We start from the raw sequence: 26,067 nt of genomic DNA, 5'->3' as shown, positions 1-26,067 counted from the left end.
CAGGGGCGCGCATGCCGGCCGGCACGCGCGCCCCTGATTGCCGAGCCTGCTCTGCCCTCCACGTGGGCAGGGCACAGATCCCTCCCCTCAATGCCCCCTCTCCCCATATGGGGCCTTTCATTTATTTGTAACAAAAATGTAAATGAAATGACCTCTGTGCCCGCCATAACAGTCACTTTCCATCGTGCCTCAACCAAAAGGACTTAATGATGCACAAGCCTCTCAGTTATGCCGCCCTGCTGCTGGCCAGCCAGTTTCCGTTGCAGGCGCTGGCCGATACCGATGTCTACCTCACCAACAACGGCCCCGAGCCCTTGCTGCTGGAGATCCGCCAGAGCGGCTCCGGCCAGCTGCAGGCGGGCAGCCAGTGGATCCAGCACAGGACTGAGCTGGGTCCCTGGGAGAGCGCCATGGTGCTCAGCTTCAACCGCTACGAGGGGGTGAAGGCGGGCAAAAGCTATCTGTTTGAAACCCGGGTCACCACGGCCGGGGGCGACACCTATCGCCTCAACCAGCTGATGGAGGGCACCTGGTGGAACACCACATTGCAGCACGGTGGCGACACCCCGATCGCCAGCTCGGGCTGGCAGAGCGATCGCGCCCTGCATCGTACCCAGGGGCCGCAGGAGCTGGCCTTCGCCGCCAAGTTCACCGGCCGTTACGACGATCTGCACTATATGCTCACGCCGCCACAAAAGCGGGAGCAGCCAGAACCGGCGGAAAGCAAGCTCAAGGTCGCCAGCTACAACGTCTGGGCCCTGCCGGTGATCGCCGCCAGCATAGGCGAACGGCTGGCCTTGCTGCCCGAGCACCTCAAGGGCTATGACGCCCTGTTGCTGCAGGAGGTGTTCGACGGCCGCCGCGAGGGCTTCCTGCAGGCGCTGGCCAAAGAGTATCCCTATCAGACCAAGGTGCTCGACAAGCCGGGGGTCAACATCCACGACGGCGGCGTGGTGATCGTCAGCCGCTACCCAATCGTGCGCGAGGCCCAGCTGGTCTATCCCCAGTGCACAGGCACCGACTGCTTCGCCGACAAGGGGGTCATGTACGCCGAGGTGATCAAGGGGGGCAAAGCCTGGCACCTGTTCGCCACCCACACCGCCAGCTTCGACACCGACGAGGCGAGACGGCTGCGCCAGATCCAGTTCGGCCAGATGCGCACCCTGGCCGCCAGCCTCAAGATCCCGACCGGTGACACCGTCATCTACGGCGGTGACTTCAACGTCAACAAGCGCAAGTTTGCCGACGACTACGCCAACATGCTGAGCAACCTCAATGCCCATGAGCCCGCCTATGGCGGCTACACAGAGGCCACCTTCGACCCCAGGCTCAACCCCTATGCCGGCGGGCCCCTTTCCGGTGGTGCCAACGTCGAGTACCTGGACTATCTGGTGGTGAGCCGGGAGTACGGCGCCGCCAGCCACAATCTCAACAGCGTCTGGATCCCGCGCAGCAGCGATGGCAGCCTCTGGCCCGCCAGCAACCTCTCCGATCACTTCCCGGTCAAGGGAGAGATCAGCCGATGAAGCGCCGCTACGGGATCCTAGCCCTGGCGGTCCTCTCACTCTTGCTGCTCAACCTCGGCTGGCAATATGAACCACCGCAGACGCCGGCCGACGCACAGGCCAGCCTGCGCGGGGTACGTCAGCCACAGCAGGCGCCAGCCCCCCCTATGACGGCCCTCATGACCCGGCTCACCCCTGCTGCCAGCGGGAGCCAGCCCACAGCTCCGCACCCCAGCTGGCGGGAGATGCCGCAGGAGATGAGCCAGCTGCTCGCCAGCGAGGTAGGCGACAGCGAGCAGCCGCTCGCCGAGCGCCTCGCCAACCTGAGTGAGCTGGAGTCGCAGTGGATGAGCGAGGGGGAGAGCCTGACCCGGTTGCAGGGGCGCTATGCCGAGGCGCTGGCACAGCTGGCCAGCGAGGGTGAGCAGCTGACCCTGGCGGAGCGGCTGGCCGCCCTGACCCGGCTGCAGGATGAGTGGGCAGCGGATCATCCGGATCTGGCGGCGGATCTGTTCAACCCGGACGCCCGCCTGCAGCAGGCGCGCCAGCTGTGGGGGGACGAGGAGCTGGAGACATTGGCCCGCCACTTCCTGCCTGCCGATCGGGCCGAGGCCAGCCTGGCCTTTGCCGCCACCCGCCAGCAGCAGCTGGATCAGCGCGGCCACTACCAGCAGCAATTGGCCGAGCTGGAGCAGCAGCTGGCGGCCAGTCAGGGGAACATGGATCCCGAACGCTGGCAGCAGCACAGGGAGGAGGTGCTCGGCCAGTTTAGGCGCGACTTCTTCGCCCAGGCACAGGGCAAGCCCTGAGCGGGAGACGGCCCGGGGAGCCTGACGTTGAAAAGAAAAAGGGCCCGCCAGGGCCCTTTGCGTTTGCCAGCCCTTCAGGCCAGCGGGTAGCTGGCGGCCAGCCCGTTCTCGCAATGCCAGTTGGCCCACAGCTTGTTGTCGCTGCCCATCAGAAGGGTGGCAAAGTTGCGGGTGCGCAGGTAGACGGGGGCGCCGAACGGCTTGATCAGCTCGGCGCGGATCGCGCGGTTCTCGTCGAGGTACTCGGGATTGTCGTTGGTCATGGCGAGGATCCCCATCCACTGGAACTGGGTGGGACAGGGATGGACTATGCCGGAGGAGACCAGCTGGTGCACATTGGTGACCCCTTCACGCTTGTCCTGAATGACGCCAAGGCAGCCCACGTGCACGTCGCCGGAGAGGATCAGGGTCTTGTGCTGGCGCCGTACTCGGGCGTTGTCCAGCAGCCGCATGATGAGCCGGGCCCGCTCCCCCTGATGGGCCTTGGCCCGCCAGTGATCCTTGAGATCGTCGGTCAGCTCCTCCTCCCAGGGGGTGGCATCCAGCGCCGCCTCGGTGAAGGAGAAGTCCCGATAAACCACGGGCACGCCCGCCATCACCAGCAGGTGGCCCGCGTCGCAGCCGGCCAGCGCGCCGTTGACCTGATCCCACTGGGACTGGCTCATCACCTGGGCCGGGGTGCGGTTCGCCCGGTTGTCCAGCGCCAGGATCCGGTAGCCCCGAAAACTGAGCAGCCAGGAGTGGTGGGCCAAGTTGACCGGGTCCAGCAGGGAGGCATTGGCGCCGCTGCGCAGCTGGAACAGCCGGAAATAGCGGGACGCGGCGGCATAGATGACCCGATAGACATCGCAGCCCTGCAGATCCTCGGGATAGCTGCCCCAGCCATCGAAGATGTCGTGGTCATCCCACATCATGGCGCTTGGCACCCGGGACAGCAGGCGCGCCACCTCGGGCCGTCCCCACTGCTTGCAGTAGAGATCGCAGTAGAAGCGATCGAGCTGCTCCTCCATGGTGCGGGTCGCCTTGCGCTTGACCTTCTCGGTCCTGTCCAGCTCGTTCCAGGCCTTGAGGCTGGGCACTGTGGTCCAGAGGGAGTCGGCATAGACCTGATCACCCCCCATCAGCAGCAGCGAGAAGGGATGCACGGCATGCTCGGCAGCAAGCCGATCCCACATCACATAGGGCTGAGGCGTGGAGGTGAGCAGCTTGAAGTCGGAAAAACCGTTGCAGGAGGCATAACCGATGCGCACCTGCTCCGCCGACCCCGGCAGATGAAACTGCCAGTGGTCGTCCCCGGTCAGATCCCGGGCGGGCTCCCCGTCCAGCAGGATCTGGTACTCCACAGTCGCTCCCCCGGCGGCCGGGTTGGCCGTCCAGCTGGCCCGCCAGAAGCCGCCCTTTGGGGTATCCGCCTGCTTGCCAGCAGGCAGCAAGGTGCCGTTGATCCTGATGCTGGCGCCCTTGCAGCCGGGCCCCGCCAGAAAACAGATGCTGTATTGCGTCTCAGCTTCGAGCCCCAGCAGGGGCCCCATTACCAGACTCGCCATTGCCTATCCCTCCGTGGTTGAACCCATGGAGCATAGTGAAACCGGCGTCCTTTGGTACTGCCCAATCGGGCAGATCATCCTTGAATCAGGCCTTGCCCTTGAACTGCTTGACGCTGCGCTTGTTGGCGGTACGGCGGTTCGCCTGCTTGTCGCGCGGGGGGCGCTTGCCCTCCCCGCTGGCGGGCAGATCGGTCACCGGGAAACCGGCGAGTTCCCACAGCGGCAGCTCGCGGCCGGTGAGGGTGCGGATCGCCGCCAGGGTATCGCTCTCGCCGTGGCACACCAGCGAAATGGCCAGCCCCTCGCGCCCGGCGCGGGCGGTGCGGCCGATACGGTGAACATAAACGGGGGCGCTGGCGGGCAAGTCCAGGTTGATCACCACAGGCAATGCCTCCACATGTATGCCCCGCGCCATCAGGTCGGTGGCCACCAGCACCCGCACCTTGCCAGCCTTGAAATCGTCGAGCGCCTGATCCCGCACCGCCTGTTCCTTCTCGCCATGCAGGGCGGCAACCGGGATCCCCGTCCTGGCCAGCTTCCTGGCCACGCCGTCGGCATCGTCCCGCGCACTGATGAACACCAGCACCTGCGGCCAGGCCTGCTCCTTGAGCAAGCTGATCAGCGCCGGCACCTTGCTGCTCTTGTTGACCAGATAGAGCCGCTCCTCGATCTCGTTCACCAGGCTGTTGAGGGGATTGGCCTCGATGCGGGTCGGCTCTGTCAGCAGGCCGGTCGCCAGCTCATCCAGCTCGGCAGGCAGGGTGGCGGAGAAGAGCAGGGTCTGACGCTCGGCGGGCATCTCATTCATCAGCCACTGGATATCGGGCCAGAAGCCCATCTCCAGCAGGCGATCCGCCTCATCCAGCACCAGCTGTTGCAGGCCATCCAGCCCCAGCACTTGCTGAGTGAGCAGATCCCGCAGCCGCCCCGGCGTCGCCACCAGCAGCTGCGGCCCCAGCGCAAGTTCGGCCTGTTGCCGCTCCTGCGCCACGCCGCCGCACAGGGTCAAAACGCGCAGCCCCAGCGCCTCGGCAGCCCCTTGCAAGGCGGCGCTCACCTGGGTGGCCAGCTCGCGGGTCGGCACCAGCACCAGCCCCTGCACCAGACTTGAGGCGGGATCCAGCCGTTGCAGCAGCGGCAGCCCGAACGCCAGCGTCTTGCCGCTGCCGGTCTGGGCCAGCGCCAGCAGATCCTGCCCCGCCAATACCACGGGTATCGCAAGCTGCTGGATGCGGGTCGGGGTGTGCAGGCTGGCAGGCAGGGCCGCCAGCAGGGCGGGATTGAGGTCGAGTTCGCTAAAGGTCATGGGGCTACGCAGATATCGGCTGAATAAAGAAGTGGGAGGCGAAGTCTAGTGAGCAGGGAGCTATAAGTAAAATCTCATCCATCGCGGGCTCTGCAATCGAGCCCGGTTCGATATGACCGGAGCACCTCAGACTACACTTCTGGAACCATCACCCAAGGGTGTGACCAGATCATGACCAGATATACCTATATCTTGCTGTTTACCCTGCTCGGCCTGCTGGGGTTGACCACCCTGAGCCTCTCCCTGGCAGGCACGCCGGCCACGCCTTCGGACAAACCGGTTCGCATCCTCAATGCCCATCTTGGCGAGCTGCCAGGTCTTATCAACGCCGACAAGACGGGTCCCTTCGTCGATCTGGTGCAGGCGATTGATGAACAGTCTCCCGAGGTCAGCATCCGTATCACCATATACCCCATTGCCCGTGCCATGGCCGGTGTCATCGCAGGTAAAGCCGACTTCAGCCTGCCCGCGATCCGCAATCTGCACGATGCGGACATGCTGCCCTATCGCTTCAGTACCCGCAGCTTTGGCAAAGTCACCCATGTCATCTACAGCAACACGGCTCACCCCGTCACCACCGATATGGCCTATGGGGTTGAGCCTACCCAACGGGATCTGCTGATCGAAGCCACTCCGGGCTTTCTGCCCATTCCGCTGCAAAGGTCCATGAGCATAGAGCAGTCGCTGCGCAAGCTCTCACGCGGTCGCATCGATGCCTTCATCTGGGCCCAGGAGGAAGCCGACCTGGTGCTGCGCCAGCTGGGGCTGACCAACATCCACCGGGAACACTTCGGCGATTTCGAGGATGTCTTCATCATCGCCAAGGGGGCGGCGGGTGATGATATGGATCACTTCCTCAGCACGGCCATCGACCGGCTGGCCGCGTCCGGCAAGTTGGCCGAGATCTACTCCAGGCTGCATCGCCCTTATGAGGTGTGGCAGCCCCATCCCGAGCCATTGGCCCCGCCGGCGTCATCCAGCACGCCCTGATGACCAGACGCCATCCATAAAAAATCCCGCCACGGCGTGCCGTGGCGGGATTTTTGAACTCACAAACTTACAGCGCGGCCAGGGCAGCGGCGTAGTTCGGCTCGTCGGCCACTTCGGCCACCAGCTCGCTGTGCAGCACCTTGTTGTCTGCATCCAGCACCACTATGGCGCGGGCGGCCAGGCCAACCAGCGGACCGGAGGAGAAGGCCACGCCGTAGTCCTGCAGGAAGGCAGCACCACGCAGGGTGGAGAGAGTCACCACCTTGTCCAGACCCTCGGCGCCGCAGAAGCGGGACTGGGCGAACGGCAGATCGGCGGAGATGCAGAGCACGACTGTGTTCTCCAGCGCGCTGGCCTGTTCGTTGAATTTGCGCACTGAGGTGGCACAAGTCGGGGTATCGACGCTCGGGAATATGTTCAGGATCTTGCGCTGACCGGCGTAGGCCGCCAGGGTCAGGTCGGACAGATCCTTGGCAACCAGGGAGAAGGGCTTGGCCTGCTCACCGGCAACGGGGAAGTGACCGGCGACGGAGACGGGGTTGCCTTGCAGGGTAACGGAATTGCTCATGTTATGTCCTTGATTATCGAGGGAGGATAGGGCTCCCCAGTATAGGCGCGCCGGGCGGTGACAAACACCCGCCAACCACAAGGATATAAGGGCGTTTTATCCTGACCCGGACAGCTAGCCCCTGCCGGCTCAGTCAGCAAGATAAAGGAGCTTGACCTTGGACTTAACACCAAGGTTTACACTCGGCTCAGTTATCGAAGATCTCGCACCGGCGGGATCCATCCAAGAGGGACTCATCATGAGCAAATCCTGCTGCAGCCATCAAGCTGCCGCCGCCCCCATCAAGGCCGTCAGCAAGTCTGCCACCAGTCAGAACGAGCATCAGCACGACAGCCATTGCTGTGACAGTGCCACGCCGGTCAGCAGCTGTGCCAGCAAGGCCCCCCATGATCATCAGGATCAGGGGGTAAGTGAATCGCCGGGGGACGAAGAGCCCCCCAGAGCAGGCTGTCACAGCCAGGGCTGCTGCAGCCCGCAGCCGCCCCATGACCATGAGCATCATGGGCATGATCACCATGAGCAAACCGCCGACACCGCCGAGCCGTTAATCGCGCCGGAGCAGGACAGTCGCCGCCACAGCTGGCAGGTGCTGGGGATGGATTGCCCCAGCTGTGCCCGCAAGATCGAGACAGCCGTCAGCCGGGTCGCGGGCGTGCAGCAGGCCCGGGTACTGTTTGCCACCGAGAAGCTGGTGGTGGATCTCGCCCCCGGCCTCTCCCCCGATCCCGTCACCGCCGCCGTGCTGGCCGCGGGTTTCCGGCTCAAGGGCGCAACTCAGCCCGGGGACGACAACGCCAGGCGGCGCAGCCCGCAGATGAGCCTGCTCGCCAAATATTGGCAGCCGCTGTCGCTGGCCGGCCTGATGCTGGTAGCGGCCCTGCTGCCGAAAGAGTTCGGTCAGCCGCTGTTTACCCTGGCCACCCTCTGGGGCCTGTGGCCCATCTCCCGCAAGGCCTGGGCCCTGACCAAGAGCGGCTCCCCCTTCGCCATCGAGACCCTGATGACGGTGGCGGCGCTGGGCGCCCTCTTCCTCGGTGAAACCGCCGAGGCGGCCATGGTGCTGCTGCTCTTCATGCTGGGGGAACATCTGGAGGCCTACGCCGCCGGCCGTGCCCGCGCCGGGGTCACGGCCCTGATGGCGCTGGTGCCCGACAAGGCGCTGCGGATCCGCACCACGATTGACGGTGACGTGCGGGAAGAGGTGGCGGCCGACCAGCTGCGTCCCGGCGACATCATAGAGATAGCCCCTGGCGCCCGCCTGCCGGCGGATGCCCGTCTGCTCGACGCCCTCGGCGCCTTTGATGAGAGCGCCCTGACCGGGGAATCCATTCCGGTGGAGCGTCGCCAGGGTGACAAGGTGCCCGCCGGCAGTCTGGCGGCGGATCGGGTGCTGCGCCTCGAGGTGGTGTCCGAGCCCGGCAACAACGCCATCGACCGCATACTGCACCTGATCGAGGAGGCCGAGACCCAGCGCGCCCCCATAGAGCGTTTCATCGACCGCTTCAGTCGCTGGTATACCCCGGCCATGATGCTGGTCGCCCTACTGGTGGTGATAGTGCCGCCGCTGGCCTTCGGCCAGAGCTGGGACGAGTGGGTCTATCGCGGACTGGCGCTGCTGCTCATCGGCTGCCCCTGCGCCCTGGTGATCTCCACTCCGGCGGCTGTCACCTCCGCCCTGGCGGCGGCGACCCGACAGGGGGCCCTGATCAAGGGCGGCGCCGCGCTGGAGCGACTGGCCCACATAGATACAGTGGCGTTTGACAAGACAGGCACCCTGACCCTGGGCAAGCCGCAGCTGACCGAGCTGGTCAGCCTCAGTGGCCGGCCTGAAGCCGAACTGCTGGCACTGGCCGCCGCCATAGAGCAGGGCTCCCACCACCCGCTGGCCCGGGCCGTGGTAGCCAAAGCGACCGAGCAGGGACTGACTCTGGCCGCGGCTCAGGATCTGCGCGCCCTGCCGGGCATGGGGGTGGAGGGGCGCATCGACGGCACCCTCTGGCAACTGCTGGCGCCGAGCCGGATTGACTCGCTGAGCCATGCCCTCAACGCCCAGATAGCCACCCTTGAGCAGCAGGGCAAAACGGTAGTCGTGCTCGGCCAACCGGGCGCAGCACCGGCGGCCCTGCTGGCCCTGCGGGATCAGCTCCGGCCCGAGGCGGCAGCGGCCTTGGCGGAGCTCAAGGGGCTGGGACTGCGCAGCATAATGCTGACCGGCGACAACCCGCGCGCCGCCGAGGCGATTGCCAACGAACTCGGCATGGGCTGGCGCGCCAGCCTGCTGCCGGAGGGCAAGGTGGAGGAGATAGCCAAGCTGGCCACCAGCCAGAAGGTCGCCATGATAGGGGACGGCATCAACGACGCCCCCGCCATGAAGCGCGCCAGCATCGGCATCGCCATGGGTGGCGGCACAGACGTGGCGCTGGAGACGGCCGATGCCGCCCTGACCCACAACCAGCTCGGCGGCATCGCCGCCATGATCCGCTTGTCGCGGGCGGCGCTGGCCAACATCCACCAGAACATAGCGCTGGCGCTGGGGCTCAAGGCCATCTTCCTGGTCACCAGTCTGCTCGGCATCACGGGTCTGTGGATTGCCGTGCTGGCGGATACCGGCGCCACCGCCCTGGTGACGGCCAACGCCCTGCGCCTGCTGCGCAAGCGCTAAACCAGCCGTTAACGGCACAGCCAACAGCCGCCCCAGTGGGGCGGCTTTTTTATTGCCTCGCCCACGACGACAAAGAAAAAGCGCGGCTGCCGGTTGGCAGTCGCGCTTTGCTTACGCTCTCGGCGTTATCCCACCCTTGGCAAGGTGGAATTCAACCCTGGGCTGCCGAGCCAGCCCCGGGCTCGATGGGGCTGCTTACTTGGTCGCAGTGGGTGCGGTAAAGCTGACACTCAAGCTTGGTTTCTCCTTGTTCATGGCGGTAAAGACGAACTTGTAGCTGCCCGCCTTGTCAGCATTGAACGGCAAATCACCGCCATTGGCACAGAGCACACTGACCTGGCCTGTCGCCAGCTGGTCGGTGTTGCTGCACTTGCCGTAGTTGATCGAGCCGCCCCAGTCACTACCGGCAATCTTCACCTGGGTCATCCCCAGCTTGTCGACCGTCACTTCTGTGGTGAACTCGTAGGTGAAGTTGCCGCCAAAGATCATCTTGTTGACCGGATCCCATTGGTTCAGGAAACCACGCACGAAGACATCTGTGTCACCAAACGGCGGAACCGTGCTCAGATCTGTCTTCTTGCTCACCGGCAGACCCGCGCCCTGGGCACCGGCCTGCGGCTTGACGAACACGGCAGCGGACCAGGCCCCCAGGGTCAGGGTACCGCCATTGACGGCGGCATCGCGGGCTATGCTGCTACCGGCATGGTGGGCCGGGCTCAGTTGCAGCGTGCTCAGATCGATGGGCTGATCATTGCCGTCACGGAAGTCGCCGATGCTCTGGGGGGCATTGGTGGCGTTGATCATCACCACCAGACCGTCGATGGCCGGATCCAGATCCGCACCCGCATTGATGCCGTCATCCACCGTCATCACTATGAGGCCGGGCTCCTGATCCGGGCCAGTGTTGCGGAAGTCGACCCGCTTGATCACCTCGGCGCCGCTGCCAAGACGCAGCAGGCGGGAGGATTGACGCAGCTCGGCCAGCTCCTGGTAGAAGCCCACCATGGTCGCCATGTCGGCCCCGCTCGGCTTGACGTGCTTGCCGAGCACCTGCTCGATCAGCGGATAGTTGTCGCCATCCTTGTCCTTGCGCGGCAACCCCTTGTTGAAGTTGTTGTCGGCAAGGGTGTAGTCGACTCTGTTGTACCAGTCACCCGAGTCGTAGCTGTCCCGCTCCATGGATTTGGAGCGCAGCAGCTCGACACCGGCGTGGGTAAACGGAATGCCCTGCCCCAGCATGGCGGTGGCCAGCGACACCCCCTGCATCCGCACCAGATCGGCTCCTTCCGGCGCCTTGTAGATCAGGTTGTCGAACAGGGTCTGGTTGTCGTGCTTGTCGACATAGTTCTGGATCTCGGTCGGATCCTGGGCATAACCCGCAGCTTGACCGTTGTAGTCGATGTCGGAGCCCTTCTTCGGCATGCCATCCTTGTCGGTCAGCACGAAATCCTTGAGGTTGCCGGCCATGCCGAGGCGAACCAGGTCGGATTGATGCAGCGCCGTGGCCAGCTCGACGCCGTCCATCTCGTTGGCATCCACCAGGGCACCGTTGCCGAAGCCCTGGGTCTTGCGAATGGTATCGCCACCGTCAAACGGACTGCCGCCGCGCACCGCATCCCGCAGCCGGTCGGAGAAGGAACCTATGCCGGTGCCGCCCAGGTGCTTCTGGGTCGCCTGCACGAAGCGCTTGTCATCCTGCACCTCGCCGAAGTTCCAGCCCTCGCCGTAGAAGTACATCTCGGGGTTGACCTTCTTCACCGCGGCCAGCGCCTGCACCATCTGATCTTTCGGGTGGTGGCCCATCAGGTCGAAGCGGAAGGCGTCGATCTTGTAGTCGCGGGCCCAGGTGACCAGGGAGTCATCCATCAGCTTGGCGAACATGGCGTGTTCCGGCGCCGTGTTGGAGCAGCAGGTGGAGTTCTCCACCGAGCCGGTCTCCGGATTGAGGCGCTGATAGTACCAGGGCACTATTTTGTCGAGCACCGACTTGGGACCCAGGCCTGCCTCGTTGGTGTGGTTGTAGACCACGTCCATCACCACGTTCATGCCGATGTTCTGCTTGATGGCCTTGACCATCTCGCGGAACTCCAGGATGCGCTGGCTGCCCTCGGCATTGGTGGCGTAAGAGCCTTCCGGCGCCGTGTAGTGGTAAGGGTCATAGCCCCAGTTGAAGGAGTCCACCCCGCGCAGATAGCCGTAAAGCTCCTGTACCTGCGGGTTCTCCTTGCTGTCGGCCCCCTGCAGATCGGTGAGCACGGCTTCTATGGTCTGACCGCCACCGCAATGGCTGGCGAACTTGGAGTTCTGCACCTCGGGGTTGACCTGACACAGCTTGCTGAAGTCATCGGCAAGGTTGGCCACCTTGGCCGGATCCTCGTTGACGGTGGCGATGTCGAACACCGGCAACAAATGCAGGTGGCTGACGCCGCTCTTGGCCAGCGCCTGCAGGTGCTTGACCGGCACGCTGTCGCTGTCGGTCAGCCCCAGGAACTTGCCGCGGTGCGCAGGCAAGGTGGAGTCGTCGTTGCCGGTCAGATCGCGGACATGGGCCTCATAGATGGTGATGTCGGCAGGGTTCTGCTGGCTGTGGGGCGCCTTCAGGCTGTCCCACCCTTCCGGCTTGAGGGCCGGATCATCGAGATCCACCACCTGGCTGAACTCTGAGTTCATCGCCAGGCTCAGGGAGTAGGGGTCTGTCACCTGATAGGATTCCAGCTTGCGGCTGACCGGGTGATAGACTTGGATGTCGTAGCGGTAGAACTTGCCTACCAGCTCGCTGCCACCCTGCACGCTCCAGCTGCCGCTGGCCTCGTCCCGAGTCATGGTGCGCTCGCCCAGCGCCCTGTGCTTGTCATCAAACAGTGCCAGCTTGACCGACTTAGCGGTCGGCGCCCACAGCCGGAAGGTGACATTGCCCCCCTCGACGATGGCGCCATAGGCCAGCTTGGCGGCGGCGTCGGCATAGAGGGCATCGAGGGCACCGGCGCTCTGCACCAGGGTTGCCCCCTGCAGTATGCCGTCGGCATCTGTGCCTATGGCCACCAGCTCGCCCTTGAGCAGGGGCTTGAGGTCCTTGCCAGCCGGCAGGGCGAAGGCGGCGGCATCCTTGAGGTGCGGATACTTGGCCTGCTGCTCGGCAGTGAGACTGGTAGCCGTTAGAGTGATGTAGGGGAAGTCGAATACCCCTTCCGCATTGGCCTTGATGGTGCCCGACTCAGTGTAATAGAGGCGCACATGGGGCTTGTCCTTGCCCCCTTGCCAGATCAGGGTGTTGCCATCGATCAGATGGGCGCTGGCCCCCGCCACGCCAAAGGCGGCAGTGAAGGCGTCGGCACGACTGCCGAAGACCTCGCTCTTGCCCGCGACGATTGCCACTGTGCGATCCGGGTGATCGCTGAAGACCACCTTCATGTCGCTGCCGGTCAGGTTCGCCAGATCGCCGTTGCGGGCGATAAAGTTGATACAGCCTTCCAGCTTGGCCAGCGGTACCACCCAACTGGGACCGAAGCCGTCGGCCGCCGCCGGGGTATTGACCTTGTCATCCCAGCCCGCGTTGAGGCCGCTCTCGGCGGTGGCGCTGCAGGCGTCGTTGTTCCACAGGTGCAGGCTGTAGTTGGCAAAGGGACCATCCACCCCGCGCGCCGCGCTGGTCTGGGTATCCACCAGGGCGATCACCGCCTGATCGGGCCCGGCCACCAGTTGCTCGGCAGGGGGTTGCACATTGGGCAGACGGGCGACGGGGCCGTCAGTAGGGTCAGGGGTGGGGGAGGAGCTGTTGTCATTGCAGCCGGACAAAAGCGCGAGCAGTGAGGCTGTTACCAGCGCCACTTTGGTCTTTTTCATATCCATTTTTTTATAATTCCCGCTGTAGTTAGTCTCGATAGTCGAGTACCCGGTCATTGCCGAGCGGTGCCATATTAATCAGCGGCAATCGTTTCAAATGTGAGCAGCAGGGCAAAAAAACCAACCCTTTTCAACAAGATAACGTTTTCATAACGAAAGTTGGATCGGGCTCACAGACCCGGCCTCACTTTCGGCCCATACCAGCAGACAGACGAGTCCATACCGGAAAAATCAATTTCCGATCAAGTGGATAGAGAAGGAGTCACGGCATATGAAGCGAATTGAGGAACAGGCCAAACGGCTGGATCAGGAGTATCAGGCGATCGCGCAGTTGTTTGACCAATTTTGCCAGCAGGCGGGCGTACTCGCCGAGCAGTACCACTTCTTCAACTGGCCCGACTATGAAGACACACCGCCCCTCTGCCGGGCCTTCACCCTGCTGGGGGAGCCGCGCGAGCTGCGCCTGCGCTGCCAGCCGGGGGAGCGTGGCACCTTGAGCGGTCTCATCCAGGTGGGCAGCGAAGATGGCACAGTCCACGCCAGCCTGGGCTTTCGGGCCGATGGCCACCTGCAGCTGGAGTCGGGATCCTTGCTGGACAACCCGCCCCAGCTGCTGCTCAAGCTGCTGCTGGGGGCCATCTGGCAGCACAAGCCGGACGATGATCACGGCCAGCACCACTGATTAAAACCACAAGAAGGGGCCTGGGCCCCTTCTTCATGTCTTGTGTGGCCGGCCGGGCATGATCAGGGCTGGGCAATCTCTATGGTGACGTGCACCAGCTCCTCGTGGATGGCGAGTCGCTCGCGGATCTCCCGGGCAGGCATGGGGGCCGCCATCAGCAGGGAGAGCACGCAGGCATACTGCTCCTGCCCCACCCGCCAGACGTGCAGATCGCGGATCTCGGCCTCCGGCAACTCAGCTATCACCTCGCGGATCTCCGCCACCAGCGGGGTATCCATCTCGGCATCCAGCAGCACCCGGCCCGAGTCGCGCAGCAGACCCCAGGCCCACACAGCCACCAGTACGGCGCCCGCTATGCCCATCAGGGGATCCAGCCAGTCGGCCCCCCACCACATGCCACCCACCAGCGCCAGTATGGCCAGTACCGAGGTGGCCGCATCCGCCAGCACATGGATGTAGGCGGCACGCAGGTTCAGATCCTGATGGCCCTGGTGGTCAGCATGGTCATGATGATCGTGGCCGTGATGATCATGATGGTGGCCATGGTCATGACCGTGGTGATGACCATGATCGTCCTTCAGCAGCCAGGCACAGGCCAGATTCACCAGCAGGCCGACTATGGCGATGACGATGGCCTGCTGATAGTGGATCGGGCTGGGATCCAGCAGCCGGAACACAGATTCGAACAGCATAAGAGCCGCCACTCCCACCAGCAGCAGGGCGCTGGTGAAGCCGCCAAGCACCTCTATCTTCCAGGTGCCGAAGCTGAATCTGTGGTCACGGGCGAAGTGGCGGGCTGCGCGGTAGGCCAGCACCGAGAGGCCGAGCGCCAGCGCGTGGGAGCTCATGTGCCAGCCGTCGGCCAGCAGCGCCATTGAGTTGTAGAACCAGCCGCCGCTGATCTCCGCCACCATCATGATGACGGTGAGCAGCACGGCCCAGCGGGTCTTCTGTTCGGCCAGCGGATTGCCCTGGTGTACGACGGGTTGATGGCAATGGGATGAGACGAGGGATGACATGAATTTCTCCTGAGGGCGACAATGCAATATACTATACCCCAGTATAGTTTTATTGATCGAGAGGATCCTGCATGTCACACACCATTCACGGCAAAAAGAAGCTGCTGGCGCGGGTGCGCCGCATCAAGGGCCAGACAGGCGCACTGGAAAGCGCGCTGGAGCAGGAGGGTGACTGCGCCGCCATTTTGCAGCAGATAGCCGCCATCCGCGGCGCCGTCAACGGCCTGATGCTGGAGGTGCTTGAGGGGCATATGCGCGAACATCTGGGCGCCGAGGAGGCCACCCCGACCGAGCGGCTGGAAGATCTGGATCAGGTGGTGCGGGTGCTGAGATCCTATCTGAAGTAAGGGAGCCCCCGCCTGCCCGCTGGCGGCCAGCCTGCATGCCTGCGCTGAAATGCCTCGGCAGCGCGGGCCGCTTGACAGCCGGGCTGGGTCGACCGGGCATCCCAGGTCCGTTTCAGACTTGAGCCCTCGCCCGCTTTACGCCATCATGACCGCCGATCGTTGATCGCCTTACCCTGGATTCCACTTCGCAAGGACCCCCCATGTTTGAACACGTCGATGCCTACGCTGGCGACCCCATACTGACCCTGGTCGAGACCTTCCACAAAGACACCCGCGAGCAGAAGGTGAACCTGGGGATCGGCCTCTATTACGACGAGCAGGGCCGCATTCCGCTGCTGGCCTCGGTGCAGCAGGCAGAAGCCCGCCGCGCCGCCGCGCCGGCACCGCGCCCCTATCAGCCGATGGAGGGTGCCGCCAACTACCGCACCGCGGTGCAGCACCTGCTGTTTGGCGCCGACCATGAGGCGGTCAAGGCCGGCCGCATCGCCACCATCCAGACCATAGGCGGCTCGGGCGCGCTCAAGATCGGCGCCGACCTGCTCAAGCGCTACTTCCCGACCTCGGAGGTGTGGGTCAGCAATCCGACCTGGGACAACCACAAGGCCATGTTCGAGGGGGCCGGCATCAAGGTGCACGACTACCCCTACTACGATGAAGCCAGCGGCGGCGTCCAGTTCGATGCCATGCTCGACTGCCTGAGCAGCCTGCCGGCGAAAAGCATAGTGCTGCTGCACCCCTGCTGTCACAACCCGACCGGTGTGGATCTCTCCTCTGCCCAGTGGGACAGGGTCATTGCGCTGGTGGTCGAGAAGAATCTCATTCCTTTCATGGACATCGCCTATCAGGGCTTCGGTGACGGGCTGGAAGAGGATGCCTACGCCATTCGCGCCATGGTGGCCGCCGGTGTCAGCTTCTTCGTCAGCAACTCGTTTTCCAAGAACCTCTCCTTCTACGGCGAACGTTGCGGCGGCCTGTCGGTCATCTGCAAGGATGCCGAAGAGGCGAGCCGGGTGCTGGGCCAGATGAAGGCGACCGTGCGTCGCAACTACTCAAGCCCCCCCACCCACGGCGGCCAGATCACCGCGGCCGTGATGAACGATGCCAGTCTGCACGCCCTCTGGGTCGACGAGGTGGGCGAGATGCGCACCCGCATCAAGGCCATGCGCCAGAAGCTGTTCGAGGTGCTGAGCGCCAAAGTGCCTGGCCGCGATTTTGGCTACTTCATCAGCCAGCGCGGCATGTTCAGCTACACCGGCTTCACCCCGGAGCAGGTTGACAGACTGCGCGAAGAGTTCGCCGTCTATCTGGTGCGATCCGGTCGCATGTGCGTGGCGGGTCTCAACAGCCGCAACGTCGACTACGTGGCCGACGCCATGGCGGCCGTGCTCAAGGGCTAATCCGCTCAAGCCCCGCCTCGGCGGGGCTTTTTGTTTGTCCCGATTTTATGGAGCCGCTATGAACCTGATTGCACTGTCATGTTTGACTGTGAGGGGTCGCCACCGGGTCAATCGACCGCCCCTGCCCGCACTTGTCTCGCTTGTGGAGTCTCTATGGATCTGATTGCCCTGTCCCGGCTGGGCGGCCGCCATCTGGTCACCCTGCACCTGCTGCTCGACAGCCAGAGCGTCACCCGCACAGCCGAGCGGCTCTGTACCACCCCCTCCACCGTCAGCAAGACCCTCAACCAGTTGCGGGATCTGCTCGGCGATCAGCTGCTCTACCGCCAGGGCAACCAGCTGTTGCTGACCCCGTTTGCCGAGCGACTCGGCCCCACCCTGCACCGGCTGCTGAGCGAGCTGAACAGCCTCACCAGCCAGGGCGGTTTCGACCCCGCCACCTGGCAGGGACAACTGAAATTCGCCCTGCGCGAAAGCGGCATGGTCTGGCCCATGGGCCCCATTCTCGGCCAGCTGATGCGGGAGGTGCCCGGTCTGGTGCCCGACATCTGGAACAAGGATGAACAGGGGCTGGCGGCATTGGCGGCGGGCAAGCTCGACTTCGTGATCCTGCCCCACGATCAGAGCCAGCCCCTGCCCCGCCAACCGGGTCTGGTATGGGAGACGCTGCGGGAAGACAAGCTGGTCTGCCTGTTGCGGGCAGGCCACCCGGCGCTGGACAAGCCCTGGGATCTGGATGCCTACCTGAGCTGGCGCCATATCGCCATTCGCGATCAGGAGCTGGCCAACCCCTTCTTCGAGCAGAGCCTGGCCCAGTTGCAGGTACGCCGCCAGATCAGCGCCACCCTGCCGGATTTTGGCAGCGCGGCGGCCCTGCTGCGCCAGAGCGATCTCATCCTCACCGCCGTCGAAGGCTGGGCCGAGCAGGCCATGAGCCGGGATCTGGTGATCCGCCCGGTCCCGTTCGACTATGGCGCCGTCACCCACAGCCTGGTGTGGTACGGCCCGGCCGGTGAAGAGCCCGCGCGGCGCTGGTTCCGCCAGCGGATCCTGCAACTGGCCCGGGAACTGGGTTAGCGAACCCAGGCGGCACCCATTGCAGATCCTGCGGGCGCCAATACAGATCCGAAGAGAAGAGAGCCTCGCCAGCGGGATCCCCATGGCAAGGCTCGCAGAGAGGAGAAAGCCTCAGGGCTTCTTGGTATAGATGGGGCTGGGAAAGGAAGCGACGTTGTTGCCCAGCTCTGTGATGCGGGCAGCCCCCTGCTTGCGTACCTGATCGACCCGCAGCACATGGTGCATGGGGATCATGGTGCGGTTGACGTCGGCAAATTCACTCTTCAATTTCTCGTGACTGGGATCGACGATGAGCGCCGTGTGGGTGTCCCACACGAAGTTCGCGATCTCGATGAAGCCAAACAGCTGACCCTGGCTCACTTCCCTGACATAGACTTCGTAACGCTCGTTGTGACAAATGAACTGCACTCGGTATAAGGCGTTGGATTCACTCATGTTCGTCTGTTGATGGTGGGCGAATGCCCCATTCTAGCCGCCCCTTCCCAGAGCTCAAATAGACAGCAATCACAGTTACGTCATCTTGAGACTCACAGAGCCCAAAACCCGGAGCCAGGCCACAAACTTGCCGTCTGCTCGCCGGACATCGACCAGGAAATCACACAAAATACCTTTGCGATCAATTGATTAGCATCGAGTAGCCATTCAGCAGATCGCCGGCAGGGACACAGGCCCCAGCCCCCTTTCGCTCAGCGCGGCGGCAAGCCGGGTCAAGGCCTCCCTGTCCGCCTCCTGCCAGCTCGTCGCCACCCCGCGCACCCCGTGATGGCGAAAACCATTGAGGCGAATGGGGACTGGCCCCAGGCTCTGCAGAAAGCTGGCCAGGCCCGCCTCCAGCTTGCCATCGGCATCCAGAAAATCGCTGCGTCCCGGCACATGGAGCAGCCGCAGCTCGGCCAGCTTGCCGTGGCTTGCCAGCAGTTGCAGCGAGGCCAGCACCCGCTCGCGGCCATGGCCGGTCAGCATGTGATGCACAGAGTCGCGCCACCCCTTGAGATCGAGCATGGCGCCGTCGAGCACCGGCAGCAGCCGCTGCCAGCCGGTCGCGGCGAGGGAGCCGTTGCTGTCGAGCAGGCAGCTGAGGTGAGCCAGATCCGGCGCTGCCTTGATGGCCGTGAACAGGGCAATCACGAACGGCAGCTGGGTGGTGGCCTCGCCGCCGGAGACGGTAATGCCGGTCAGCAGCGGGCCGTAGCGGCGCAGCAGAGCCAGCACCTCGGCCACCGACATCTGGCTGGTCTTGGGGCTGGCATGGCGCGGGCAGTCGTCGATGCAGCGATCGCAATCTGTGCAGAGCGCCGCCTGCCAACGTACCCTGCCCTCGACGAGCGTCAGGGCCCCGCTCGGACAGGCCGGCACGCAGTCACCGCAGTGATCGCACATGCCGATAGTGTGCGGGTTGTGGCAGCCGGGGCAGCGAAAGTTGCACCCCTGCAGGAAGAGCACCAGCCGGTTGCCCGGCCCGTCCACGCAGGAGAAGGGCAGCCAGCGGCTCACCGTCGCGGTGCGCGCCGCCCCTGCCCGACTGCCGCACTCAGTAGTCACACAGGGTCGCCTCGCGCCCTACTACCCGCGGCGCCCGCTGGCGGATCCCGGTCAGCTCGCTCGCCTCGGCGCCGAGGCAGGTGGTCTGCAGCCGCGAGCCCTCGGTCGCGAAACGGGCCACGTCGCTCTTGCGGATCATGTAGCCGGTCACCCGCACCAGGTCGCTGTCCGCCACGTTGGCGGTGAACTCGCGCATGCCGATGGCGAGCGCCCCCTTGCAGAGCTGCAACAACGCCTGCGGGTTCTGGCGTATGGTGGGGTCCAGGGTCAGGATTTCGCTGATCCCGGAGTGATAAAAACCGTGGTGCGGCGCCAGCGCCAGCACATGGCTGGCCGGATCCGGCTCCTGGCCGTAAGGGATGCGCACCCCGGGGGTCACGCCGCGATCCACGCTGAGCCCGCCCTGGGAGTGGAGCAGGGCGCGACCGCCCCAGGCGTGTACCTGTGGCGTCTCGGTCACATGGCGGGAGAGCTGGGCCGAGATGCGATAACCAAGCTGGTTGGCCTCCTCGTCACGGCCGTAGCGCTCGGGCAGATTCTCCTTGTCCATCAGCAAATTGACCGCCTCCGCCATGCCATAGATGCCGAACATGGGGACGAAGCGCTCCTCCTCGAGCAAGCCCTCCTTGACCAGGAAGCTGTCGAAGAAGCCGGACTCCTGATGGAGGAAGGCGGCGCGCGCCTCGATCAATTGGGAGGCAAGGCGGCAGTAGTGGGGCAGCAGACAGCCCATGAAGTCATCTATGCCGTGGGCCTGCTCGGCCACCCGCTTGAGGGAGAGCCGCACCAGGGTATTGGCGCCGCCCGCCTGGGGCAGGGCGTTGTAGCAGCTGACGATGCCAAAGCCGCGCTGATCGAAGGTGTTGCTATGGAGCGGGTAGTTGGCGATGTGCGGCTTGCTGCAGCTGGCTATGTTCTGCACCGCCAGCATCAGCAGGCTGTCCGGGGTCTGCACCGGATCGTGGAACAGGGTCAGGTTCGGCGCCACCTGCTTGAGCTCGCCGTCGATGCGCAGGATCAGGCGGCAGAGACGGTTGTCGTCGGGGCCTATGTTGACGTGCATGAAGGCATCCGGCAGCACCCGATCCAGGTAGATCCAGAACCCCTTCAGCTTGCGATGGAGAGTCTCGTCATCCAGATCCCTGACAAAGGGCAGCAGCAGATGATCGAGTCGCCCCAGCCAGACCGGCATGCCGGTGACGGAGGGCACATGGTGATAGAGGATGCGCAGGGCATCGAGCGCCTCGTCGAAATCCTTGGGCGGTGCCAGCTCCAGCCAGGCGGAGCCCTGACTCAGGAACTTTTCATAGTCCGGCAGCACGTAGCGCGGCTTGTAGGGGGCATGCCCCTCGAACATGTCACAGAGAAAACCCTGCACCCTAGCCTCGGCGACCGCCGGGGGCAGCTCGGGATAAGGCAGCGCGTTTTCGGCGGCCAGCGCCAGGGCATGACTCTTCTGGACGGCAGAGAGGTGGTGATCACGCACTATGCGCTGACAGGTTTCGGTGAAAGACATGGGGGAGCTCCTCGGCGGATGGTCCCTAAATCCTCACATTTTGGAGGTGTTTTTTGAAGTGACATTCACAACATGGCGGATATCCATAAAAGACATCCACCATGCGGGATCACGGCTCAGCCGAACCAGGGCAGCAGCGCCGCCAGTCCCCCCTGCCAGCGCAGCAGGAAGAAGCCCCCCATGCCCACCACAACCACCAGCAGAGTCGGCAGCCGCAACAGGGTCAGCGCCGTCACCAGCAGGGTGGCGGCCAGGTAGTCCGGATCCCACGTCAGTCCCTTGCCCGGCTCATAGCTGAAGACGATGGGCAGCCAGATGGCGGTCAACACCGACTGGGCCGAGAAGCTAAGGAAGGCCCCCATCTCGGCGCCCGGCTGATAGCGGGTCAGCCGCGAGAAGAAGGCAAAGCGGTTGAAGAAGGTAATAAGGGCCAGCAGGCCTATCATCAGCCAGCTCATGGTCATCTCCTCATCCGGTGCAGCACGTAGCCCACAACCATGCCGGCCAGTGCCGATATGATGATATGGATCTCCGCCAGCAGCGGCTTGGTGAGCAGCGCAGTGCCGCCGCTCACCAGGGTCGCCGCCACCATGGGCAGGTTCTTCATGGCGGGTATGGTCATGGCGATGAAGGTGGCGGCGATGGCAAAGTCCAGCCCCATCTTGTCCAGCCCGTCTATGTACTGACCGGCGGCGATGCCGAGCAGGGTCGCCAGATTCCAGAACAGATAGAAGACGAAGCCCGCAATCAGGGCGTAGGCGGGATTGAAGGCACCGCTGCGCTCCCTGTCTTTCAGCGCCACCGCGAACATCTCGTCGGTCAGGAAAAACGCCAGGCTGGCACGCCAGCGCAGGGCGAGCGGCAGCACATCGCGGCGGAAGGTGAAGCCATAGAGCAGATGCTGGGAGGTGATGACGAAGGTGGAGCCCATGATGGGCAGCAGGGGCGTACCGGCTCCGAACAGGGTGGTGGCCGAGAGCTGGGCGGCGCCGGCATAGACCAGCAGCGACATCAGCTGGGCCTGCAGCGGGCTCAGCCCCACCTGCAGCGCCAGGGCGCCACACAGGATCCCCCAGGGAATGACGGAGATGGAGAGCGGCAGAATATCGATGGAAGCGCGCCACCAGAGCGCGCGGCGACTCTCGGCCCCGACGGGCTGGGAGCTTGTTGCTGACGGCATGGGATCATCCTTGTTGCATCCACGGCGAGCCGGAAAAACTAGCACAGCAGGGGGACAGATACCAAGGGGCTGCGGATAAAGAGAGGATGGAGACAGAACAGGGGGAGCCGAAAAACAGAACGCCACCCGGAGGTGGCGCGCTGCAGAGGGTCAGGGCTGAATGACGATGGGGGTGCCGGGTTCGATGGCGTTCCACACTTCGTCCAGATCCTTGTTGAGCATGGCGATGCAGCCATTGGTCCAGTTGGACGGCTGCAAGCGGGTGTTGCCTATGCTGTTGCGCTGACCATGGATCATGATCATGCCACCCGGTCGCACACCCAGCTCGTTGGCCGTCTTGATGTCGTCCAGGTTCGGGTAGTTGATGTGGATGGCCTTGTAATAGTTGGAGTTGGTCTTCTTGTAGTCGAGGATGTAGCGCCCTTCCGGCGTACGCTGATCCCCTTCCCGCTGTTTGTGACCCTTGGGGGCCGGCCCCAGGGCGATCCAGTAGCGTTTGACCTCCTTGCCATCCTTCATCAGGGTCAGGCTATAGGAAGACTTCTTCACCACTATCATGTCGGCCGACAAGGTGGCAAAACTCAGTGCGGGCCACAGCCCCAGCAAACACAGTAATACGGCTCTCATTCCATCCCTCGACAAGCCTCTGGTAAGGGCTTTTCTTGTTACCAAATCATCTGAACTGCACCGCCCCGAGTGGCGGGCGAGCGCCATCATATTGGATCGCCATCAATACTCAATATATCCAGAGAAACATATCCCGCGCCATCTTTTATAGATTGTTACAATTAACTGCCAAAACAACGGGATACCCCCCCTATCTCGGGATAGTCCCCCGCGGGGGATTGGGGGAAGATAAGGCGCTTTTCACCCCTCAGGAACCTCCACGATGCGATACCGACTCTCCTTGCTGATCCTGCTGTTCTGCGCCCCCCTGCAGGCCGCCGAGCCGCGCTGGTTGCGCGAGCCTGCGCTCTCCCCCGATGGCAAGCAGCTTGCGTTCACCTGGCAGGGCCGCATCTACCTGAGTGCGGGAGACGGCGGCCTCGCCACGCCGCTCACCGGCAGCGACTACCTGAGCCAGCGCCCGCTCTGGTCACCGGACGGCAAGCAGATTGCTTTCGCCGCCAACCTCTATGGCAATGAAGACGTGTTCGTGGTGCCGAGCGAGGGGGGCGAAATGGTGCGGCTGACCCGGGATTCGCGCCCCGACCTGCCCCAGGCATTCAGCGCCGATGGCAAACAGCTGCTGCTGAGCAGCCAGCGCCTGACCAGTCCGGAGGCGGATCACTTCGTGGCTGAGGGGCTGCAGGCCAGCGCCCTCTACTGGACCCCCATAGATGGCGGTACCCTGACCCCGGCCCAGCCCCTGCCCGCGACCCTGGCCCGCCCCCACGGCAACCAGCTGGCTTATCAGATGCCGGGCATGGATCAGCCGTTTCGCAAGCACCAGCGCTCCTTTGCCGTCTCCCGCCTCTGGCTGTTCGATGGCGAACAGCATCGCCAGCTGACCGAAGACAGGATCGCCGCCAGCGATCCCGTCTGGGATGACAAGGGCGAGGCGCTCTATTACCTGAGCGAGCGCAGCGGCGATTTCAACGTCTGGCAACGGGATCTGGCCAGCGGTCAGGATCGCCAGCTCACCCACTATCAGGGCCATCCGGTGCGCGGTCTCAGCGCCTCCCACCACGGCGATCTGGTCTGGTCCTGGCAGGGTGAGCTCTACCGGCTCGATGCCGGCAGCGAGACGCCGCGCAAGCTGACGATCCGGCCGCTCTCGGCCCAGGCTCCCGACGAGCAGAGCGACACCCCGGTCGTCATCGACGAAGCCCTAGCCCGCCAGGATGGGGAGGAGGTGATCCTGGTGAGCCAGGGGGATCTGTTTGCGGTCGACACCCGCCGCGAGCGGGTACGCCAGCTCACCCGCCACCCCAGCGAGCAGTCCTCGCCACGCTACGTGGACAAGGAGCAGGGGCTCATTTATCTCTCCGAGCAGCATGGGCCGGCCGCCCTCTATCGCCTGAAGAAGGCGCAGCCGGACCGGCTGTTCAGCGAGCCCGGCCCCCTCATCGAGGAGAAGCTGCTGGCCATGCCGGACGTCGCCATCAGCAAGCCGACCCTCTCCCCCGACGGCAAGCAGCTCGCCTTCGTGGTGGACGGTCAGGCCGTGCACCTGCTGGATCTGGCCAGCGGCAAGCAGCGACCGCTGGTCGCCGCCGAGTTCAACCCCTCCCGCCATGCGGTGGAGCTGGCCTTCGCCCCCGATTCGCGCCACCTGGCGCTGACCCTACAGCCCGACTCGGCCCAGCAGGAGATCGCCGTCATCGACACCCGGGACGCCAAGGCCAAACCGGTCAACGTCAGTCTTAACGGTTATCAGGATGGCAGCCCGGCCTGGAGTCAGGATGGCGGCATCCTCTACTGGCAATCCGCCAAGTACGGCAAGCTCGGCGCCGACGGCGAGCCGCTGGATGGCAGCCTGCTCGGCCTCTACAGCAGCCGCGCCGCCAAGAGCGACTTCCTCGCCGAACAGGCGCCCCCCAAGGGGGGTTACGGCTTCGAGAGCGACAAGCTGGCACACAGGGAAGCGCTGCAGTTGCAACCACGCGGCCCCGTCCTCGCCAGCCGCATCGTCGATGATCACCTGATCTATCTGGTGGAGGAGACGGATGCCAATGGCGAAAGCGAGATCAAGGGCTACGCCCAGGAGCTGCGCAAGGGGGAGACCAAGCTGCTGTTCGCCGAACAGCCTGGCCCGGCGCTGGCCAGCCTCAATGACGACGCCAGCCTCGCCACCCTGGTGCGGGAGGGGGAAGTGACCCTGATAGACATGGCCTCCGGCGAGGCGACCCCTCACCCCTTCGCCCTGTTGCAGAGCGGGCGCTGGCAGGCTCGGATGACGGCCGCCTTTGACCAGATCACCCGGCTCACCCGGGACGAATTCTATCGGGCCGACATGAACGGCGTGGACTGGGATGGCTATGTGGCCGCCTATCGTCGCCAGCTGCCCGGCATCGGCAATGGTCGGGACTTCGGCAACCTGCTGGCGGAGCTGGCCGGCGAGCTGAACGTCTCCCACACCTGGGGCTATGGCCCGGCGCCCTTCCCGCGGCTGCCCGATGACACAGCCAGCCTCGGCGGCTACTGGCGCGAAGACAAACACGGGGTCGAACTGACGGCCCTGCTGGCCGGCGGCCCGCTGGATCAGGAGACGGATCTGGTGCCGGGCGCCCGCCTGCTGGCCATCAACGGCGCAGAGCTGCACAGCCTGAACGAGCTGGATGCCCTGCTCAATCACCAGGCCGGCCAGCGACTGGCCCTCACCCTACTGCCCAAGGGGAGCAAGGATCCGGTGCAGCTCGATGTCACCGCCATGGACTTGCCGCAGGAGTACCGCCTGCAACTGGATGGCTGGGTCGCCAAGCGCCGCGCCCAGGTGGCGCAACTGAGTCAGGGTCGGGTCGGCTACGTCTATCTGCCGGAGATGAGCAGCGCCGTCTATGAGGAGATGGTTGCCGATGCCCTCGGCCGTCAGCGCAATCGCGAGGCACTGATAGTGGACGTGCGCTTCAACAAGGGCGGCTACCTGGCCAATACCCTGGTGGAGTTTCTGACCGGCAACGGCAGCGCCAAGGGGATGGCCCGCAGCTGGCCACGGCTCGGCAAGGGGGAGACGGACGCCGCCACCCGCCAGTGGACCAAGCCCTCGGTGGTGCTGGTCAACGCGGGCAGCTACTCGGAAGGCTCGGCCTTCCCCCAGTACTACCGAACCCTCAAGGTGGGCCCCATCATCGGCGAGCCTGTGCCGGGCACGGGCACCATGGTCTATGGCCACGAATCCAGACTGATCCCGGGGCTTGCCTACGGCATCCCGACCCTGGGACTGCGCAACCCCGACGGCACGCTTTACGAAAATCAGGAGCTGATCCCGGACGTGCAGGTGGCGCTGACCCCGGCCGACATGCTGGCGGGGCGCGATCCCCAGCTGGAAGCCGCTGTACAGGCCGCCCTCGCCCAGTTGTCAGCGAAAGCGAAATAAGCAGGAAAGAGGCGTGATTGAAGCCTGCTGGAAAACGG

Annotated in this window: 20 protein-coding genes; 9 read left to right on the top strand and 11 right to left on the bottom strand. The window is 64.4% G+C overall.

Features of this window, described 5'->3' with window-relative positions:
* Positions 1-209 precede the first annotated feature (209 nt).
* Both AACQ95_RS15065 and AACQ95_RS15060 read left to right on the top strand, forming a co-directional pair.
* A complete protein-coding gene (locus AACQ95_RS15065) occupies positions 210-1,526 on the top strand; it encodes a sphingomyelin phosphodiesterase (RefSeq protein ID WP_241278932.1) in 1,317 nt (438 codons plus the stop codon).
* Positions 1,523-2,314 (top strand): hypothetical protein, encoded by a 792-nt coding sequence (locus AACQ95_RS15060; RefSeq protein ID WP_241278931.1) that lies wholly within the window; start codon positions 1,523-1,525, stop codon positions 2,312-2,314. The genes AACQ95_RS15065 and AACQ95_RS15060 overlap by 4 nt, the downstream gene beginning before the upstream one ends.
* A 74-nt stretch (positions 2,315-2,388) precedes the next feature.
* Here the strand turns inward: AACQ95_RS15060 and AACQ95_RS15055 are convergent, their stop codons facing one another.
* Together AACQ95_RS15055 and AACQ95_RS15050 are read right to left on the bottom strand one after the other, a co-directional pair.
* Positions 2,389-3,861, bottom strand: a complete 1,473-nt coding sequence (locus tag AACQ95_RS15055; protein ID WP_241278930.1) for an alkaline phosphatase D family protein — start codon at positions 3,859-3,861, stop codon at positions 2,389-2,391.
* Positions 3,862-3,946: 85 nt separating this feature from the next.
* Positions 3,947-5,167, bottom strand: a complete 1,221-nt coding sequence (locus AACQ95_RS15050) for a DEAD/DEAH box helicase (protein ID WP_241278929.1) — start codon at positions 5,165-5,167, stop codon at positions 3,947-3,949.
* A 171-nt stretch (positions 5,168-5,338) separates the two neighbouring features.
* On the opposite strand from AACQ95_RS15050, the gene AACQ95_RS15045 reads away from it, so the two are divergent.
* Positions 5,339-6,157, top strand: a complete 819-nt coding sequence (locus AACQ95_RS15045) for a transporter substrate-binding domain-containing protein (RefSeq protein WP_241278928.1) — start codon at positions 5,339-5,341, stop codon at positions 6,155-6,157.
* 67 nt (positions 6,158-6,224) lie between these two features.
* Here the strand turns inward: AACQ95_RS15045 and tpx are convergent, their stop codons facing one another.
* The gene (gene tpx, locus AACQ95_RS15040; protein WP_043140547.1) at positions 6,225-6,725 is read right to left on the bottom strand and encodes a thiol peroxidase; all 501 of its coding nucleotides are present in this window, start codon (positions 6,723-6,725) and stop codon (positions 6,225-6,227) included.
* 238 nt (positions 6,726-6,963) lie between these two features.
* Here tpx and AACQ95_RS15035 point away from each other — a divergent pair, with 238 nt between their 5' ends.
* Positions 6,964-9,387: a zinc/cadmium/mercury/lead-transporting ATPase gene (locus AACQ95_RS15035; protein ID WP_241278927.1), complete on the top strand. Its 2,424-nt coding sequence runs from the start codon at positions 6,964-6,966 to the stop codon at positions 9,385-9,387.
* A 195-nt stretch (positions 9,388-9,582) separates the two neighbouring features.
* Here the strand turns inward: AACQ95_RS15035 and pulA are convergent, their stop codons facing one another.
* Complete coding sequence (gene pulA / locus AACQ95_RS15030) at positions 9,583-13,236, bottom strand: pullulanase-type alpha-1,6-glucosidase (protein WP_241278926.1); 3,654 nt, start codon at positions 13,234-13,236, stop codon at positions 9,583-9,585.
* Between the two features lie 265 nt (positions 13,237-13,501).
* Here pulA and AACQ95_RS15025 point away from each other — a divergent pair, with 265 nt between their 5' ends.
* Entirely contained in the window at positions 13,502-13,912 is a 411-nt protein-coding gene (locus AACQ95_RS15025; protein ID WP_043140700.1) for a hypothetical protein, read from the top strand.
* A gap of 62 nt (positions 13,913-13,974) precedes the next feature.
* Here AACQ95_RS15025 and dmeF read toward each other — a convergent pair whose 3' ends face one another.
* A complete protein-coding gene (dmeF, locus tag AACQ95_RS15020) occupies positions 13,975-14,931 on the bottom strand; it encodes a CDF family Co(II)/Ni(II) efflux transporter DmeF (protein ID WP_043140698.1) in 957 nt (318 codons plus the stop codon).
* Positions 14,932-15,002: 71 nt separating this feature from the next.
* Between dmeF and AACQ95_RS15015 the strand changes: the two genes are divergently transcribed.
* The 3 genes from AACQ95_RS15015 (at position 15,003) to AACQ95_RS15005 (ending at position 17,752) form a co-directional block, all read left to right on the top strand.
* Complete coding sequence (locus AACQ95_RS15015) at positions 15,003-15,278, top strand: metal/formaldehyde-sensitive transcriptional repressor (RefSeq protein ID WP_241278925.1); 276 nt, start codon at positions 15,003-15,005, stop codon at positions 15,276-15,278.
* A gap of 200 nt (positions 15,279-15,478) precedes the next feature.
* The gene (locus tag AACQ95_RS15010) at positions 15,479-16,675 is read left to right on the top strand and encodes an amino acid aminotransferase (RefSeq protein ID WP_241278924.1); all 1,197 of its coding nucleotides are present in this window, start codon (positions 15,479-15,481) and stop codon (positions 16,673-16,675) included.
* Positions 16,676-16,828: 153 nt separating this feature from the next.
* Entirely contained in the window at positions 16,829-17,752 is a 924-nt protein-coding gene (locus tag AACQ95_RS15005; RefSeq protein WP_241278923.1) for a LysR family transcriptional regulator, read from the top strand.
* A 111-nt stretch (positions 17,753-17,863) separates the two neighbouring features.
* Here the strand turns inward: AACQ95_RS15005 and AACQ95_RS15000 are convergent, their stop codons facing one another.
* The 6 genes from AACQ95_RS15000 to AACQ95_RS14975 form a co-directional block, all read right to left on the bottom strand.
* Positions 17,864-18,187 carry a DUF1820 family protein gene (locus AACQ95_RS15000; protein WP_043140690.1) on the bottom strand — a complete coding sequence of 108 codons (324 nt, stop codon included), beginning with the start codon at positions 18,185-18,187 and terminating at the stop codon, positions 17,864-17,866.
* A 207-nt stretch (positions 18,188-18,394) separates the two neighbouring features.
* Positions 18,395-19,246, bottom strand: a complete 852-nt coding sequence (locus AACQ95_RS14995; protein ID WP_241279018.1) for a YjjW family glycine radical enzyme activase — start codon at positions 19,244-19,246, stop codon at positions 18,395-18,397.
* Between the two features lie 37 nt (positions 19,247-19,283).
* Complete coding sequence (locus AACQ95_RS14990) at positions 19,284-20,810, bottom strand: YjjI family glycine radical enzyme (protein ID WP_241278922.1); 1,527 nt, start codon at positions 20,808-20,810, stop codon at positions 19,284-19,286.
* Positions 20,811-20,926: 116 nt separating this feature from the next.
* A complete protein-coding gene (locus tag AACQ95_RS14985) occupies positions 20,927-21,268 on the bottom strand; it encodes an AzlD domain-containing protein (protein ID WP_043140686.1) in 342 nt (113 codons plus the stop codon).
* A 2-nt stretch (positions 21,269-21,270) separates the two neighbouring features.
* Positions 21,271-21,990: an AzlC family ABC transporter permease gene (locus tag AACQ95_RS14980; protein WP_241278921.1), complete on the bottom strand. Its 720-nt coding sequence runs from the start codon at positions 21,988-21,990 to the stop codon at positions 21,271-21,273.
* Between the two features lie 150 nt (positions 21,991-22,140).
* The gene (locus tag AACQ95_RS14975) at positions 22,141-22,617 is read right to left on the bottom strand and encodes a L,D-transpeptidase family protein (protein ID WP_042869032.1); all 477 of its coding nucleotides are present in this window, start codon (positions 22,615-22,617) and stop codon (positions 22,141-22,143) included.
* Between the two features lie 262 nt (positions 22,618-22,879).
* On the opposite strand from AACQ95_RS14975, the gene AACQ95_RS14970 reads away from it, so the two are divergent.
* Positions 22,880-26,029 carry a S41 family peptidase gene (locus AACQ95_RS14970; RefSeq protein WP_241278920.1) on the top strand — a complete coding sequence of 1,050 codons (3,150 nt, stop codon included), beginning with the start codon at positions 22,880-22,882 and terminating at the stop codon, positions 26,027-26,029.
* Positions 26,030-26,067 lie beyond the last annotated feature (38 nt).

Source organism: Aeromonas sp. MR19, assembly GCF_963899305.1.
GTDB lineage: Bacteria > Pseudomonadota > Gammaproteobacteria > Enterobacterales > Aeromonadaceae > Aeromonas > Aeromonas bestiarum.
The sequence above is the reverse complement of the archived record's forward strand: the minus strand, read 5'-3'. Positions and strand labels throughout refer to the sequence as shown.